This is a genomic window from Rhizobacter sp. (genome assembly GCF_035702065.1).
Classification (GTDB): Bacteria; Pseudomonadota; Gammaproteobacteria; order Burkholderiales; family Burkholderiaceae_C; genus Rhizobacter.
The window spans coordinates 16,474-30,695 of sequence record NZ_DASSRA010000015.1 but is presented as its reverse complement, the minus strand read 5'-3'; the positions used below and the strand labels follow the sequence as shown (position 1 = coordinate 30,695).

The 14,222-nt window shown below is 69.2% G+C and carries 12 protein-coding genes and 1 pseudogene; 6 read left to right on the top strand and 7 right to left on the bottom strand.

Features of this window, described 5'->3' with window-relative positions:
• The 4 genes and pseudogenes from purH to ruvC all read left to right on the top strand — a co-directional run.
• Positions 1-337: pseudogene (gene purH, locus VFL64_RS00755) on the top strand (bifunctional phosphoribosylaminoimidazolecarboxamide formyltransferase/IMP cyclohydrolase); the annotation flags it as partial.
• A 6-nt stretch (positions 338-343) separates the two neighbouring features.
• Positions 344-964 carry a lysophospholipid acyltransferase family protein gene (locus VFL64_RS00750; RefSeq protein ID WP_489538468.1) on the top strand — a complete coding sequence of 207 codons (621 nt, stop codon included), beginning with the start codon at positions 344-346 and terminating at the stop codon, positions 962-964.
• Between the two features lie 28 nt (positions 965-992).
• A complete protein-coding gene (locus VFL64_RS00745; protein WP_489538467.1) occupies positions 993-1,964 on the top strand; it encodes a phosphatidate cytidylyltransferase in 972 nt (323 codons plus the stop codon).
• Positions 1,961-2,509 carry a crossover junction endodeoxyribonuclease RuvC gene (gene ruvC / locus VFL64_RS00740; protein ID WP_489538466.1) on the top strand — a complete coding sequence of 183 codons (549 nt, stop codon included), beginning with the start codon at positions 1,961-1,963 and terminating at the stop codon, positions 2,507-2,509. Before VFL64_RS00745 ends, ruvC begins: the two co-directional genes overlap by 4 nt.
• A 42-nt stretch (positions 2,510-2,551) precedes the next feature.
• Here ruvC and VFL64_RS00735 read toward each other — a convergent pair whose 3' ends face one another.
• The 7 genes from VFL64_RS00735 to VFL64_RS00705 form a co-directional block, all read right to left on the bottom strand.
• Positions 2,552-3,568 (bottom strand): hypothetical protein, encoded by a 1,017-nt coding sequence (locus VFL64_RS00735; protein WP_489538465.1) that lies wholly within the window; start codon positions 3,566-3,568, stop codon positions 2,552-2,554.
• Between the two features lie 122 nt (positions 3,569-3,690).
• Positions 3,691-5,217, bottom strand: coding sequence for a methyl-accepting chemotaxis protein (locus tag VFL64_RS00730; RefSeq protein WP_489538464.1), 1,527 nt, complete (start codon positions 5,215-5,217; stop codon positions 3,691-3,693).
• A 146-nt stretch (positions 5,218-5,363) separates the two neighbouring features.
• Positions 5,364-6,140, bottom strand: a complete 777-nt coding sequence (locus VFL64_RS00725) for an enoyl-CoA hydratase (RefSeq protein WP_489538463.1) — start codon at positions 6,138-6,140, stop codon at positions 5,364-5,366.
• Complete coding sequence (locus tag VFL64_RS00720) at positions 6,137-7,189, bottom strand: DUF3108 domain-containing protein (RefSeq protein ID WP_489538462.1); 1,053 nt, start codon at positions 7,187-7,189, stop codon at positions 6,137-6,139. The genes VFL64_RS00725 and VFL64_RS00720 overlap by 4 nt, the downstream gene beginning before the upstream one ends.
• Positions 7,174-8,904 carry a M61 family metallopeptidase gene (locus VFL64_RS00715; RefSeq protein WP_489538461.1) on the bottom strand — a complete coding sequence of 577 codons (1,731 nt, stop codon included), beginning with the start codon at positions 8,902-8,904 and terminating at the stop codon, positions 7,174-7,176. Before VFL64_RS00715 ends, VFL64_RS00720 begins: the two co-directional genes overlap by 16 nt.
• A gap of 10 nt (positions 8,905-8,914) precedes the next feature.
• Positions 8,915-9,673, bottom strand: coding sequence for a DsbC family protein (locus tag VFL64_RS00710; protein WP_489538460.1), 759 nt, complete (start codon positions 9,671-9,673; stop codon positions 8,915-8,917).
• Positions 9,674-9,682: 9 nt separating this feature from the next.
• Entirely contained in the window at positions 9,683-10,789 is a 1,107-nt protein-coding gene (locus tag VFL64_RS00705; RefSeq protein WP_489538459.1) for an FAD-dependent monooxygenase, read from the bottom strand.
• A 109-nt stretch (positions 10,790-10,898) separates the two neighbouring features.
• Between VFL64_RS00705 and VFL64_RS00700 the strand changes: the two genes are divergently transcribed.
• Positions 10,899-13,361 (top strand): AsmA family protein, encoded by a 2,463-nt coding sequence (locus tag VFL64_RS00700; protein WP_489538458.1) that lies wholly within the window; start codon positions 10,899-10,901, stop codon positions 13,359-13,361.
• On the top strand, positions 13,358-14,212 hold the full coding sequence (locus tag VFL64_RS00695) for an MOSC domain-containing protein (RefSeq protein ID WP_489538457.1): 855 nt from the start codon (positions 13,358-13,360) through the stop codon (positions 14,210-14,212). The genes VFL64_RS00700 and VFL64_RS00695 overlap by 4 nt, the downstream gene beginning before the upstream one ends.
• The last annotated feature ends 10 nt before the right edge of the window (positions 14,213-14,222 follow it).

Below are 14,222 nucleotides of genomic sequence, written 5' to 3'. Positions count from 1 at the left end.
GTTCGCCTGGACGGTGGCCAAGTACGTGAAGAGCAACGCCATCGTCTTCTGTGCCGGCGGCATGACGCTGGGCGTGGGCGCGGGCCAGATGAGCCGGCTCGACTCGGCCCGCATCGCCGGCATCAAGGCCGAAGCCGCGGGTCTTTCGCTCAAGGGCTCGGCCGTCGCCAGCGACGCCTTCTTCCCGTTCCGCGACACGCTGGATGAGCTCGTCAAGGCGGGTGCGACCAGCGTGATCCACCCCGGTGGCAGCGTGCGTGACGAAGAAGTGATCGGCGCGGCCAACGAGCACGGCATCGCGATGGTGCTGACCGGCGTTCGCCATTTCCGCCATTGAGCTGGCATGACGAGGCCTGAGGCCGTCGGCCTGCTGCTGGCCTTCCTTGCCCGTCTCATCACGGGCGCGCAGGGTCACTGGTACGGCAGCCCGCCCAAGGCCGAGCAGCGCATCTACTTCGCCAACCACCAGAGCCACTTCGACTGGGTGCTGATCTGGGCCGCACTGCCGCGCGAGCTGCGCGCGCAGACGCGGCCGATCGCCGCGCGCGACTACTGGACCTCCTCCAAGCTCAAGCACTGGATCACGCGCGAAGTCTTCAACGCCGTCTACGTCAGCCGCGTGCGCACCGCCGACGAAGACCCGCTGGAGCCGCTGGTCGAGGCGTTGAAGAACGGCGACTCGCTGGTGATCTTTCCCGAGGGCACCCGCGGCAACAAGGGCGAGCCGCAGCCCTTCAAGGCCGGCCTCTTCCATCTGGCCGAGCAGTTCCCCGAGGTGCAGCTCATCCCGGCGTGGATCGACAACGTGCAGCGCGTCATGCCCAAGGGCGAAGTGGTGCCGGTGCCCCTGCTGTGCACCGTGACCTTCGGCGCGCCGGTGCAACTGCAGCCCGGCGAAGACAAGCGCAGCTTCCTCGCCCGGGCGCGCGAGGCGGTGATGGCGCTGGCCAAGGTGGCGGCATGAGCATCGCATCCATCGGAAGGGCCGCGTGATGGGCTCGTGGTTGCGCAGCCTCACCGTCTCGCAGCAGATCGGCCTGCTGTTCGTGATCATCTTCGGCGTGCTCACACTGGCCACCATGGCGGCCTTCGCGCGCTCGCTGGGCAACATGTCGCCCGAGCGGCAGGCACGCCACGAGGCCCTGCGCTACGACATCCGCGCGCTGTGGATCGGCACCCTGCTCTTCTGGGTGTCCTGGGCCTCGGGCGCCTTCGTCGCCACGCTGCTGTTCGGCGTGGTGTCCTTCCTCGCATTGCGCGAGTTCATCACCCTCACCCACACGCGGCGCGGCGACCACCGCGCGCTGTTGGCCACTTTCTTCATCGTGACGCCGGTGCAGTACATGCTGGCCGGCGGGCGCTACTTCGACTTGTTCTCGGTGTTCATCCCGGTCTACGCCTTCGCGGCGCTGCCCATCCTCGCGGCGCTGGGCAACGACCCGACGCGCTTCCTGGAGCGCACAGCCAAGATCCAGTGGGGCACCATGGTGTGCGTCTACGGCATGAGCCACGCACCCGCCCTGCTGCTGCTGGAGTTCAAGGGCTACGAAGACCGCGGCGCCTTCCTCGTGCTCTACCTGGTGATGGTGGTGGTGACGGCGCAGATCGTGCAACAGGCTGCCAGCCACCGCCTGCGCCGCCGGCCGGTGGCGCGCCAGATCAGCCGCAACTTCTCGTGGCGCGCCTGGGGGCTGGGCATGCTGGCCGCCGGCCTGATCGGCGGGCTGCTGTTCTGGATCACGCCCTTCAAGCCGGCGCAGGCCGTCTTCATGGGCCTGGTGGCGGGCGGCACCAGCACGATGGGGGCCCTGGTGATGCAGGCGCTGAAGCGCGATGCCGGCGTGCGCCACTGGGGCAGTCGCGCGTCGGTGACGGGTGCCGTGGGCCTACTGGACCGGGTGGCGCCGCTTTGCTTTGCGGCACCGGTCTTCTTCCACTCGCTTCGCTGGTACTTCGGCGTATGAGGATCCTGGGCATCGACCCCGCCCTGCGCACCACCGGCTTCGGCGTGATCGACGTCGAAGGCAGCGCACTGCACTACGTGGCCAGCGGCACCATCAAGACCGATGCGGTCGATGCCGGCCAGCTGCCGCTGCGCCTGAAGGTCATCTACGACGGCATCCGCGAGATCGCCGCGCGCTACAAGCCCGACTGCGCCTCCATCGAGATCGTGTTCGTGAACGTCAACCCGCAGAGCACGCTGCTGCTCGGTCAGGCACGCGGCGCGGCGATCACCGGCCTGGTGGCCTGCGGCATCGACGTGTCGGAGTACACCGCGCTGCAGATGAAGAAGGCCATCGTCGGCGCCGGCCACGCGCGCAAGGAGCAGGTGCAGGAGATGGTCAAGCGCCTGCTCAAGCTGCCCGGCCTGCCGGGCAAGGACGCCGCCGACGCGCTGGGCCTGGCGGTGTGCCATGCCCACGCCGCGCGCTCCTTCGCGGCCATCGAGAAGGCGACCACGCGCACGCGCAGCACCAAGGCCCAGTACAAGGGCGGTCGCAGCTACTGACGCACCGGCAGCGGGCCGGCCCACTCGCCGATCAACGCAGGTTCACGGCGTGGTGCGCGGCGTCGCGCTCAGCCAGGCCGCGCGGATCTGCCGCCCGCAGGCCACCGACTGCACGTAGGGTCGCTGCGCCGGGTCGGCGTTGCCCGTCCCGGTGGTGCTGTAGCGCGCCAGCACGCCCCAGTAGCGGCGGTTGGCGTCAATCCAGGGGTAGAAGCCGAAGGCACCGGGGCTGCTGAAGGCGCCGTCGCCCACCACCGGGTCGTCTTCGACCCAGTGGCCGACCGCGTAGTGCCAGCTCTCCTGCAAGGGGATCGGCGTGGCCACCGCAGTGGCGCAGGTCGAGGGGTTGGTGCAGACCTTGTTCGTGCCCAGCAGGCTGCTGATGCGCATCTCCCCGGCCAGCACGCGCCGCAGGAAGCGGCCGTACTCGGTCGCGTTGGTGGCGGCCCCGCCGGCCAGCTGCGGCTGGGTGTAGGTGAGCGTCATCACGCCACCCAGGCCGGCCGCCACATGCTGCGCGAGCGCCGCATTGGCATCGGGCCCGAGGCCCACGCTGGCCAGCGTGGCGTGCCGCTGCATGTGGCCTCCGCTGTAGTAGAAGCGCCCGTCGTGTGCCGGCACGTAGTCGCCATTGCGAATCAGCGCGCCCTGGTACGACTGGCACTCGGCCACGGTCTGGTCTTGCAGGCAGCTGTCGAAGCCGGTGTAGCCGCTGGTGAAGTTGAGGGCCTTCACGTCGTCTGCGCTGAGCTGGCCCTGCCGCAGCTCGGCCACGTGCGAGGCGTACAGCCATTTCGACGCCGAGGCGATGGCCATGTTGGTGCCGGCCCCCGGTGCGTTGGCCCCCACCGAGCCGCCGGCCAGCGGGCCGCTCGTGTCGCCCACCGTCCAGTAGAAGGGCTGCGCCGTCACGCAGGCCGGGTTGCCCAGCGCGGTGGCGCGTGCGGCAGCCTCGCGGTCGGCCGCGCTCGGGCCGGTGGACGGGGCATCGCCACCCCCACCGCCGCCGCAGGCGGCGAGCAGGAGCACGGCGAACGCAGGGGTGAGGCGCAAGGGCATGGGTGTTCTTTTCCGGGTGGCTGCGATGCCGCGAGTATGGGCGGCGCCGCGGCCCGTGCCGCGCCGGTGAATGTGGCAATTCGTGACAGACCCGGCCGCGCCCGGCGCCGGCCGGCCCCGGCTCAGGCCAGCTTGAACACCGCCACCGCCTCCACCAGCCGCGAGGCCTGGGCTTTCAAGTCATCGGCGGCGTGGGTGCTTTCCTGCACCAGCGAGGCGTTCTGCTGGGTGGCGCGATCCATCTGCGCCACCGCCTGGCTGACCTGCGCCACGCCGGCACTTTGCTCGCTGCTGGCCGAACTGATCTCGCCCATCAGCACGGTCACGCGGCGGATGGAGTCGACCACTTCGAGCATGGTCGAGCCGGCCTGATCAACCAGGGCCGTGCCCTCGTCAACCCGCTCGACGCTGGCCGAGATGAGCGCCTTGATGGCCTTGGCCGCCTCGGCCGAGCGTTGCGCCAGGCTGCGCACCTCGCTGGCCACCACGGCGAAGCCGCGGCCCTGCTCGCCGGCGCGCGCCGCTTCGACGGCCGCATTCAGCGCCAGGATGTTGGTCTGGAAGGCGATGCCATCGATCACGCCGATGATGTCGGCGATCTCCTTGGAGCTGGCGTTGATGCCCTTCATGGTGCCCACCACCTGCGCCACCACCTCACCGCCGCGCGAGGCCACGCTCGATGCGGTCTGCGCCAACTGGTTGGCCTGCCGGGCGTTCTCGGCGTTCTGGCGCACGGTGCTGCTGAGCTGCTCCATCGACGCCGCGGTTTCTTCGAGCGATGCCGCCTGCTCTTCGGTGCGCGAGCTCAGGTCGCGGTTGCCGAGGGCGATCTTGCCGCCCGCACCGGCCACGCGCTGCGCGTTGTCGCGCACCACCGAGACGGTTGTCGCGAGGCTGGTCTGCATGTCGCGCAAGGCGGTTTGCAGCGATGCCAGCGGGCCGCTCTCGACCGCGATGTGATTGGCCAGGTGGCCATCGGCAATGCTGCCCGCTACTTCGGTGGCACGCGCCAGGGGGCCGGTGAGGATGCGCACGATCCAGCGCGCGAGCAGCACGGTCACCAGCAACGCCAGCGCACTGATGCCGATCACCACCCAAGCCACCCCAGCGGCCTTGTCGGACAGCGCACGGCTGCTGCCGTCGGCCGCCTGGGTTTGCAGGCTCACCTGCTGACTGAAGGCCTTCACCAGCGAGGCGCCCAGCGGCGTCATCGCCTGAGCCCGCAAGGCCTTGGCCTCGTCGGCCTTGCCGGCCAGGTGCAGCTCGAACCACTTGGGCCGGACTTCCTTGTAGCGCTTGAATGCTTCGCGCGTCTGCACGAGCGCGGCGGCCTCGTCGGCGCTGATGTTGGAGGCGGCGTAGGTGCCCAGCGCCGCCTCGACCTTGTCGTACAGCTTGGCTTCGTTGGCCGCGATCTTGCGCGCGCCCTCTTCATCGGCGAGGAGCGCCTGCGGTGTGGCGTAGCGCAGCTCCCACAAGGCGTTGTTGGCATCGGCCAGTGCGCCCGTGGCCACCGTGCTCGCATAGAGCGCGCGGTAGTCGCCGCGACTCTTCCAGGCGAACCAGCTGGCGGTGGCACCGGCGAGGGCGATCAAGCTCACGATGAGCCCGAAGACCACCAGCAAACGGGTATTGAGTGACTGTTTCATGCGGCGCGCTCCCGGGGATAGGCCCAAACCGGCCTGCCCGAGCGGCACGCCAGCGGACGGCGGCGCCTGCCTTGTTTCAGCTGCCGCGTGACTGCTTATCGGTAAGCAGTCACTCCGACTTGAGCCCTCCGAAAGGAGGAGACGACTCAACGATGACGGAAGGCTGGCTTGCGCTTGTTCACGAAAGCGTCCATGCCTTCCTTCTGGTCCTCGGTGGCGAAGAGCGAGTGGAACATGCGGCGCTCGAACTGGATGCCTTCGGCGAGCGGGCCCTCGTAGGCGCGGTTCACGGCCTCCTTGGCCATCATCACGCTCGGGCCGCTGAACTCGCAGATGGCCTGCGCGGCGGCCAGGGCCACGTCGAGCAGTTCGGCGGCCGGCACCACGCGCGAGACCAGGCCGGCGCGCTCGGCCTCGGCGGCGTCCATCATGCGGCCGGTGAGCACCATGTCCATGGCCTTGGCCTTGCTCACAGCACGCGGCAGGCGCTGCGTGCCGCCGGCACCGGGGATGATGCCGAGCTTGATCTCGGGTTGGCCGAACTTGGCGCTGTCGGCGGCGATGATGAAGTCGCACATCATTGCCAGCTCGCAGCCCCCGCCGAGCGCGAAGCCGGCCACCGCGGCGATCACCGGCTTGCGGATGGAGCGGATGGTCTCCCAGTTGCGCGTGATGTAGTCGGACTTGTAGACGTCCATGTAGCTCCACTTGGCCATCGCCGCGATGTCGGCGCCGGCCGCAAAGGCCTTCTCGCTGCCGGTGATGACGATGCAGCCCACGGACTCGTCGGCGTCATAGGCCTTGAGGGCGGCGCCGAGCTCGTCCATCAGCATGTCGTTGAGGGCATTGAGCTGCTTGGGGCGGTTGAGCGTGATCAGGCCGGTGGCGCCGCGTTGCTCGGTGAGGATGCATTCGTAGGTCATGGTGGGTTCCTTGGGGCGGTGGGTTCTGAGGCTGCCAGTTCCGGGCGGCGGTCGAGCATGAGATCGAAATAGGCCTCGGGGTCGGGGCGAATGCGGAAGCGTACCGGGAGATGGCGCAGTTGGGGCGCGATCCAGATGTCGACCGTCATGTCGCCCCCCGCACGCGGCTCGCGCAAGGGCTTCAGGTGGAAGGCCTGCACCTCGCCGAAGGGCGTGTACAGCGTCTCTTCTTCCACCACGTCGTAGGCCCAGGTCGACACGTTGCGCGGCATGGCCAGCGGCATCTCCACGCGCTGGCCTACCCGCAAGAGCTGCGGCTGGTTGCCGAACATGAAGCTCAGCTGCACGAACTGGCTCACGGTGTCCTGCACGCCGGGCCAGCGCGGCACGACCTGGCCGTTGGCCAGGAGCACCTGGTCGACTTCGAAGCGCACGGTGGAGCGGTAGGGCGTGTTGAAGGCGACCTGCGTCTCCTGGTCGTATCGGCGCGGCGACAGGCCCTGGGGCGTGATCTCGCCATCGCTGCTCATGCGGCGCGAGGCGAGCAGGCCGACCGACACGTCGAGGCGCACCTGGTAACGCGTGCCGACGAGGATCCATTCCACCTGCGCATCGCCATGCACCTCGCCGCGGTAGTCGCCGGTCAGGTCATAGCGCAGGCGGGTGGAGACCGGCCATTCGAACGGTTTGGCCTCAGGGTTGGCAGGCGGGGCTGGTGCTTCGGCCACAGCAGGTGCGGGCTCAGGCGCAGGTGGTTCCTCCCCCACGCGCGGTGCTTCAGGCGGCGGAGGAACCTCGGTCACCGGCACCACGGGAGGCGCGACGCGCCGCCTGGCAGGCCTGGGTGCCACCACATGCACTGGCGGCGGCGCCAGTTCCATCTCACGCACATAGGCCACCTGGATGCGTGCCGGCATGTCCGACAGCCCGCTCAATGGCCCGACCTGTCGCGCCACCCATTCCACCGTGGCCAGGTGCATGACCCCCACCGCCAAGACCAGGCCCGCCACGGCGAGCGCGTGGCGTCGTGGGTTCAGGTGGGCAGCCATGAGCGCCGCAGCGCGAAAGCGGCCTGCGGCGTCTTGTCGGCCGCAGCCAGGGTGAGGGAGACGGCGCCGCTCTCGGCGGCGGCAGGCAGCGCGAGGGGCAGCGTCAGCATGCGCTGGTCGCGCGCCACCAGCAGCTCGGCCGGGCCCTTGGCGCGTGCAAGACGCGGAATGTCGTCGAGCCGGCGCAGGCGCCAGCCGTCGATGGCAATCACCTCGTCACCGGCCGCCAGGCCCGCCGCTTCGGCCGCGCCGCCGCGCAGCACGTGGCTGACCTTGATGCCCGTGAGCGCGCTCTCCGAGGCGCGCAGGCCCAGGCGTTGCGCCACGGTCGGTGCCTGCTGGCTCCAGGCCACGCCGGCCTTGGCGAGCAGGGCGCGCCAAGGCGGGTCGTCGGTGCCATGCACCCAGGCCTGCAGCTCCTTGGCATACGAACGGCCACCCACGTCGGCCAGCGCGGCGGCAATGTCGGCCTCGCTGATCGGGCCCCCGTCACTGCGCTCCCACAGCAGGCGCATCACCTCGTCGAGCGACCCTTGGCCTTCGCTGCGCAGGGTGAGGTCGAGTGCCAGGGCCACCAGCGAACCCTTGGTGTAGTAGCTGATGGTGGCGTTGGGCGTGTTCTCGTCGCTGCGGTAGTACTTGACCCAGGCGTCGAAGCTCGCCTGCGCCACGCTTTGCACCTTGCGCCCGGGCATGCCCAGCACGCCCGAGAGCGTCTTGCCCACGAGCTTGAGGTAGCGCGCCTCGTCGATCAGGCCGGCGCGCTGCAGCAGCAGGTCGTCGTAGTAGGAGGTGAAGCCCTCGAAGAACCACAGCAACTCGGTGTAGTTCTCCTGCGTGTAGTCGAGTGTCTTGAACTCGGCGGGCCGCAGGCGCTTGACGTTCCAGGTGTGGAAGTACTCGTGGCTGATCAGGCCCAGCAGCGTCACGTAGCCATCGGTGAGCTCGCCTTTCCCCCGCTGCGGCAGGTCGCGCCGCGAGGCGATGAGCGCGGTGCTGGCGCGGTGCTCCAGGCCGCCGTAGCCATCGTCCACCGCGTTGAGCATGAACACGTAGCGCTTGAAGAAGCTCTTCTTCTTGCCGTGCCAGAAGGCGATCTCGGCTTCGCAGATGCGGCGCGTGTCGGCAAGCAGGCGCTCGCCGTCGAAGTCGGGCAGCGCTCCGGCCACCACGAACTCGTGCGCGATGCCGGCCGCCTTGAACTCGCCGCGCCAGAAGCGGCCCATCTCCACCGGGTGGTCGACGAGTTCGTCGTAGTCGGCGGCTTCATAGCGGCCCTTGGCGGCGGACGGCAGCGCGGTCGCCACGTCCCAGCCCTTGGGCAGGCCACGCATCTCGACCTGGTGCGCCTCGGCCTCGCGCCCGTGCACGCGCAGGAAGACGCCGGTGCCGTTGAAGAAGGCACGGTCGGCATCGAGAAAGGCCGTGCGCACCGAGCTGTCGAAGGCGTAGACGAGGTAGCTCACGCTCAAGGCGCCCTTGCCCGAACACGCCGCCACCCAGGTGGCCTTGTCGAGCTGCGTGAGCGACACCTCGCGCGCGCCCTGCCGGGCCTGCAGGCCCGAGAGGTGGCGCGCGAACTCGCGCACCAGGTAGCTGCCGGGGATCCACGCCGGCAGGCTCAGGCGTTGCTCGGCCGCGGGCTGCGGCACGGTGAGGGTGACGCGGAAAAGGTGGGCGTGGGCGTCGGCGATCTCGAGCCGGTAGGAAATCATCAACGGCGAATCAGTTGTTGCCCGAAGCCGGCTTGGCCGCGGCGCTGGCCACCAGCTGCTTCTCGATCTGCTCGGCATTCATCGCGCCCGGCACGCGGGTGCCGTCGGCAAAGATGATGGCCGGCGTGCCGTTGATGCGGTACTTCTGAGCGAACGCCAGGTTGCGCTCCATCGGCGTGGCGCACGAGCCCATGTACTTGACGGGCGTCTTGCCGTCGAGCATCCACGACAGCCAGGTCTTGGCCGGGTCCTTGGCGCACCAGATGTTCTCGGACTTCTGCGGCGAGTCGCCGCCCAGCACCGGCAGCAGGAAGGTGTAGACGGTGATGTTCTTGATCTTCTGCAGATCGGCTTCGAACTTCTTGCAGTAGCCGCAGTTCGGGTCGGCGAAGACGGCGATCTTGCGCGCGCCGGTGCCGTTCTTCCACATGAAGGCGTCTTTCAGCGGGAGCTGCGCGAAGTCGATGGCCGAGAGCTTGTTGATGCGCGCCTCGGTCAGGTTGGCGCGGGTGCGCGAGTCGACCAGGTGGCCGTCGATCAGGTAGTTGCCGGTCTCGTCGACGTAGAAGATCTGCGTGCCCAGGCGCAGCTCGTAGATGCCCGGCAGCGGGGTCTTGCTCACCTCGTCGATCTTGGGCCACTCGGGGAAGCGCTCGGTGATGGCCTTGCGGATCTGCGCTTCGTCGGCGAAGGCAGCGGGGGCCAGCACCAGGCCGGCAGCCAGTGCGAGCAGCGAACGGGAGGTGAATGTCGACAGCATCGGAAACATGGGGGACTTTCAAGAACCCAGAGCGCGTGAAGTGAGCCAGCGCTTGAGGGGGGAGAGGTGGTTGACGAGAGTCATGCCGCGGTTGCGAAGTTCCCGCATGGCCGGCTGCTCGTGTGAAAAGAGTCGCAACAGGCCATCGGTGAGATGGCCCATGGCGAGGGTGGGCGCCATGCGCTGCCGCTCGTAGCGGCGCAACAGGCGCGCATCGCCCAGCGATCGCCAGGCTTCGCGTTGAGAGAGAACGTGGGTGAGCGCCGCCACGTCGGCCAGGCCGAGGTTGAGACCCTGCCCGGCGAGCGGGTGCACCACGTGCGCGGCATCGCCCAACAGCACCCAGCCGGGGCCACACCACGCCTTGGCGCGCGCCAGCATGAGCGGCCAGCTGGCACGTTCGCCGGCCAGGTGCAGCTCGCCGCAGGCACCGCCGGTGGCTTCGTTCAAGGCCTGCTCGAAGGCCGGGGCGTCGAGCGCAAGCAACTCCTGCGCGCGCGCTTCGGGCAGTGACCACACCAGCGCGTACGAGTGCCCGGGCTGCGGCGAATCGAAGGGCAGCAAGGCCAGCACGTCAGGCTGGCGGAACCACTGGCGCGCCGTGTTGGCATGGGGCTGCGCCGTGATCAGGCGCGCGGCAATGGCGCGGTGGTCATAAGGTTGCTGCTCCCAGGCCACGCCGAGCGCTTCGCGTGCCGACGAGGCCTTGCCTTCGCACAGGGCGGTGAGCGTGGCCTCGACCGGGCCGGTGCTCAGCGTGACGTGCGGCGCAAAGCGCACCGCCGAGGCCAGCGCCTGCTCCAGCACGGCCGCATCGGTGATGCAGGCCAGCTCGCTGAACTTCTGCTGCCAGGCCGAGAACTCCAGCACGCCGGCGGGGCTGTCGCCTTCGATGTGCATGTCGTACACCGCGGTGGCGGCATGCGGCGGCAAGGCATCCCACACCTTGAGGCTGCGCAGCAGCTCGACCGAGGCGGCGTTGAGTGCATAGGCCCGCACGTCGGCGCGGGATGGCGCAGCCGCATCAGCCACCAGCGCCACCTGCAAGCCCTGGCGCGCCAGCGACAGCGCGAGGCTTTGCCCCACGATCCCGGCGCCACGCACGCAAACATCGAAGCGTTTCATAGCGTTTCATTGTAGAGACGGCAGTGTGGCGGCAGCCCCAGGGCAGAATCGGTGGATTCCCCTCTCCTCATTTCTTCTCCCCGGCCCTCACGAGGGGCCTCGCGACTGCATGAAATTTCCCTGGATGCGCAAGCTGCTGATCGGCATCGGCGTGCTCGTGCTGTTGACTGGTGCCGTGCTGGGCTACCTGATCGCCACCTTCGATGCCAATGCCTACAAGGGCCTGGCCGTCGACTGGATGAAGACCCACCGCGACCGCACGCTGGTGATCGGCGGGCCGGTCAAGCTGGCGGTGTTCCCACGCCTGGCGGTCGAGGTCTCGGGCATCACGCTGAGCGAGAAGGGCCGCGCCGACGAGTTCCTGTCGCTGGACGACGCCGCGCTCTCGGTCTCGGTGCTGCCGCTGCTGCGCAAGCAGGTGGTGGTCGACCGGGTGAGTGCACGCGGGCTGCGCATGAACTTCGTGCGCAACGAGAAGGGCGTGGCCAACATCGACGACCTGCTCGCCAGCGAGCCCGCCGCGCCCACTGCGCCCGAGCCCGCGAGCGCGCCGGCCGGCAGCGGCCCCGCGCTGCGCCTCGACGTGAACAGCGTCAAGCTCGACGATCTGCGGGTCACGCTGCGCGACGAACGCGCCAAGCTGGCCGGCGTGCTCACGCTCAAGTCGCTCAACACCGGGCGGCTGGCCGACCAGATCGAATCCCCGGTCGGGCTCGATGCGCAGATCGCCCTCACCCAGCCCGCGCTGCAGGGCGAACTGACCGGCAGCACCCTGCTCACCCCCGACTTCGCCGCCAAGGGCGTGCGCCTGCGCGACATGCAGCTCGGCTGGAAGGGCCGTGCCCCCGGTGTGCAGGCCGCCACGGTGAGCCTGCGCGGCGGGCTGGCCTTCGACGGCACCTTGGGCACACTGCGCGCCGACGCGGTGGAGCTGTCCGGCACCGCGAGCCTGGGCAGCCTGAAGCTGGCCGATTCGACGCTCGCGGTGGAACGCTTCGCCTACAACCCGGACGGCAAGGAGCTGCAGCTTTCCAAGCTGCGCGTCCAGCTCGGCGGCACCACCGGCGGCCAGCCCCTGAACCTGAGCCTCGACTGGCCGGAGCTGTCGGTGAAGAGCAACTCGCTGACCGGCAGCGCGCTCAGCGGCAAGGTCCGGCTGCAAGGCGACACGGCGGTCGATGCGAGCTTCAAGACTGCGGCTCCGAGCGGCAGCTTCGAGCGCATCGTGGTGCCCAGCCTGGAGACCACGCTCAGCGGCCGCAGCGGGCCGCGCCAGCTCAGCGGCACACTCCAGGCCACTCTGCTGCTGCACCCCGAGCAGGGCATGCTGGCGCTGAACGACATCGACACCCGCCTGCGCTTCCAGGGGCCGGCGCTGCAGCCGCTGGCCATGGCCATCCAGGGCAAGGCCGATGCGTCGTCCACCTCGGCGCATTGGGCGCTCAAGGGCCAGATCAACAACAACCCCTTCCACAGCGACGGCCAGGCGATCCTCGCCACCACGCCACCCACGCTGAACGCCAAGGCGCAGTTCGAGGTGCTCGACCTCAACAGCCTGCTGCCCACCGCCACGGAAGCGGCCTCCGCGCCGCCCGCGCCCGCCGAGGCCAAGGCCGACATACCGGTCGATCTCTCGGCCCTGCGCGAGCTGCAAGGCCGGCTGGACCTGCGCATCGGCCAGTTCAGCTACCGCCAGTACCGCGTGAGCGACGCCGTGGCGGCCGCCACGCTGGAGGGCGGCATGCTGCGCATCACCCAGCTCGCCGGCAAGGCCTGGAATGGCGGTTTCGACGCCACGGCCTTCGCCGATGCGCGTGCCAGCCGCGTGGCCCTCACCGGCCGTGCCAGCGGCATCAACGTGAACGCGCTGCTGAAAGACGTGGCCGGCAAGGACCTGCTCGAAGGCAGCGGCCAGCTCGCGCTGGACGTGGAGACCGCGGGCGCCAGCGTCAACGAGATGAAGTCGCGCCTGAAGGGCCGCGCCGGCCTGCAGCTGAAAGACGGCGCGATCAAGGGCATCGACCTGGCCAAGGTGCTGCGCCCGGCCAAGTCGGTGCTGAGCGGCAAGCCGAGCGACGAGCGGCACAAGGCCGACAGCTCCGAGAAGACCGCCTTCACCGAGCTCTCGGCCAGCTTCGCCATCGCCGACGGCGTGGCGCGCAACAACGACCTCGACGTGAAGAACCCGCTGCTGCGCCTGGGAGGCGACGGCTCGCTCGACATCGGCAAGGGCCGCATCGACTACACCGTGCGCGCCACCATCACCTCGTCGCTCAAGGGCGCGGACGGCACCGACCTGCTCACGCTGAAAGGCCTGACCATCCCCGTGCACCTGAGCGGCCCGTTCGAGGCGATGGATTGGCGTGTCGAATGGACCTCGGTGGTGACGCAGACGCTCAAGACCGACGTGGGCACGCAGGTGCGCGACAAGCTGATGGAGAAGCTGGGCCTTCGCGGCCCGGCCAAGTCCGCCAGCGCGGCCAGCGCCGCCGGCAGCAGCGCGGCCCCGGCCGCGTCGCAACCCGATTCAAGACACAAGCTGACAGACCAGATCAAGGGGTTGTTCAAGTGAGTAGCCATGACGATGAAGTGAGCGTGCAGCTGACCGGGCTGAACCTCTATCCCGTGAAGAGCTGCGCCGGCGTGAGCGTGAACGAAGCGCTGCTCATCGAAACCGGCCTGGAGTTCGACCGCGCCTGGATGGTGGTCGACGCCGACGGCGGCTTCGTCACCCAGCGCGAGCTGCCGCGCATGGCGCTCATTCAGCCCACGCTCAAGTACACCGAGGTGGTGCTGCGCGCGCCCGGCATGCTGGCCCTGCACCTGGCGCTCGACGCGGTGGAAGGCCCGGTGCGCGTGAAGGTGTGGAACGACGAGGTGGCCGCCTACGACATGGGCGATTTGGCGGCGCAGTGGTTCAGCGACTTTCTCGGTCAGAGGCTTCGGCTCGTGCGCTTCGACCCGGAGCAGAAGCGCCTCTCCAACAAGAAGTGGACCGGCGACATCGCCGCCGAGAACGCCTTCAGCGACGGCTATCCGGTGCTCGTGACCTCCGAAGCCTCGCTGGCCGGGTTGAACGGCAAGCTCAAGCAGCCGGTGACGATGGCGCGCTTCCGCCCCAACCTCGTGCTCTCGGGCCTGGATGCGCATGGCGAAGACCACCTCGACGAGATCCGCTTCGACACACCCGAAGGCCCGGTGCGCCTGAAGCTCGTGAAGCCTTGCCCGCGCTGCCCCATCCCCAACATCGACCCGCTCACCGGCGAGCCTGGGCACGAGCCTGGTGACACGCTCAGCACCTACCGCGCCGACCCGCGCGTCGACGGCGCCATCACCTTCGGCATGAACGCGGTGATCGTGGAAGGCATCGACTGCGGCCTGCGCGTGGGCATGACCGGCAGCGCGAACTACAAGTTCGACTGAGCGCGCACCC

What these genes read in the sequence shown, in the direction of transcription:
- VFL64_RS00705 (WP_489538459.1), bottom strand. Translation starts at nt 10,789, where the DNA reads ATGAAACGCTTCGATGTTTGCGTGCGTGGCGCCGGGATCGTGGGGCAA.
- VFL64_RS00720 (WP_489538462.1), bottom strand. Translation starts at nt 7,189, where the DNA reads ATGGCTGCCCACCTGAACCCACGACGCCACGCGCTCGCCGTGGCGGGC.
- VFL64_RS00710 (WP_489538460.1), bottom strand. Translation starts at nt 9,673, where the DNA reads ATGTTTCCGATGCTGTCGACATTCACCTCCCGTTCGCTGCTCGCACTG.
- VFL64_RS00730 (WP_489538464.1), bottom strand. Translation starts at nt 5,217, where the DNA reads ATGAAACAGTCACTCAATACCCGTTTGCTGGTGGTCTTCGGGCTCATC.
- VFL64_RS00715 (WP_489538461.1), bottom strand. Translation starts at nt 8,904, where the DNA reads ATGATTTCCTACCGGCTCGAGATCGCCGACGCCCACGCCCACCTTTTC.
- VFL64_RS00735 (WP_489538465.1), bottom strand. Translation starts at nt 3,568, where the DNA reads ATGCCCTTGCGCCTCACCCCTGCGTTCGCCGTGCTCCTGCTCGCCGCC.
- VFL64_RS00745 (WP_489538467.1), top strand. Translation starts at nt 993, where the DNA reads ATGGGCTCGTGGTTGCGCAGCCTCACCGTCTCGCAGCAGATCGGCCTG.
- VFL64_RS00700 (WP_489538458.1), top strand. Translation starts at nt 10,899, where the DNA reads ATGAAATTTCCCTGGATGCGCAAGCTGCTGATCGGCATCGGCGTGCTC.
- VFL64_RS00725 (WP_489538463.1), bottom strand. Translation starts at nt 6,140, where the DNA reads ATGACCTACGAATGCATCCTCACCGAGCAACGCGGCGCCACCGGCCTG.
- ruvC (WP_489538466.1), top strand. Translation starts at nt 1,961, where the DNA reads ATGAGGATCCTGGGCATCGACCCCGCCCTGCGCACCACCGGCTTCGGC.
- VFL64_RS00750 (WP_489538468.1), top strand. Translation starts at nt 344, where the DNA reads ATGACGAGGCCTGAGGCCGTCGGCCTGCTGCTGGCCTTCCTTGCCCGT.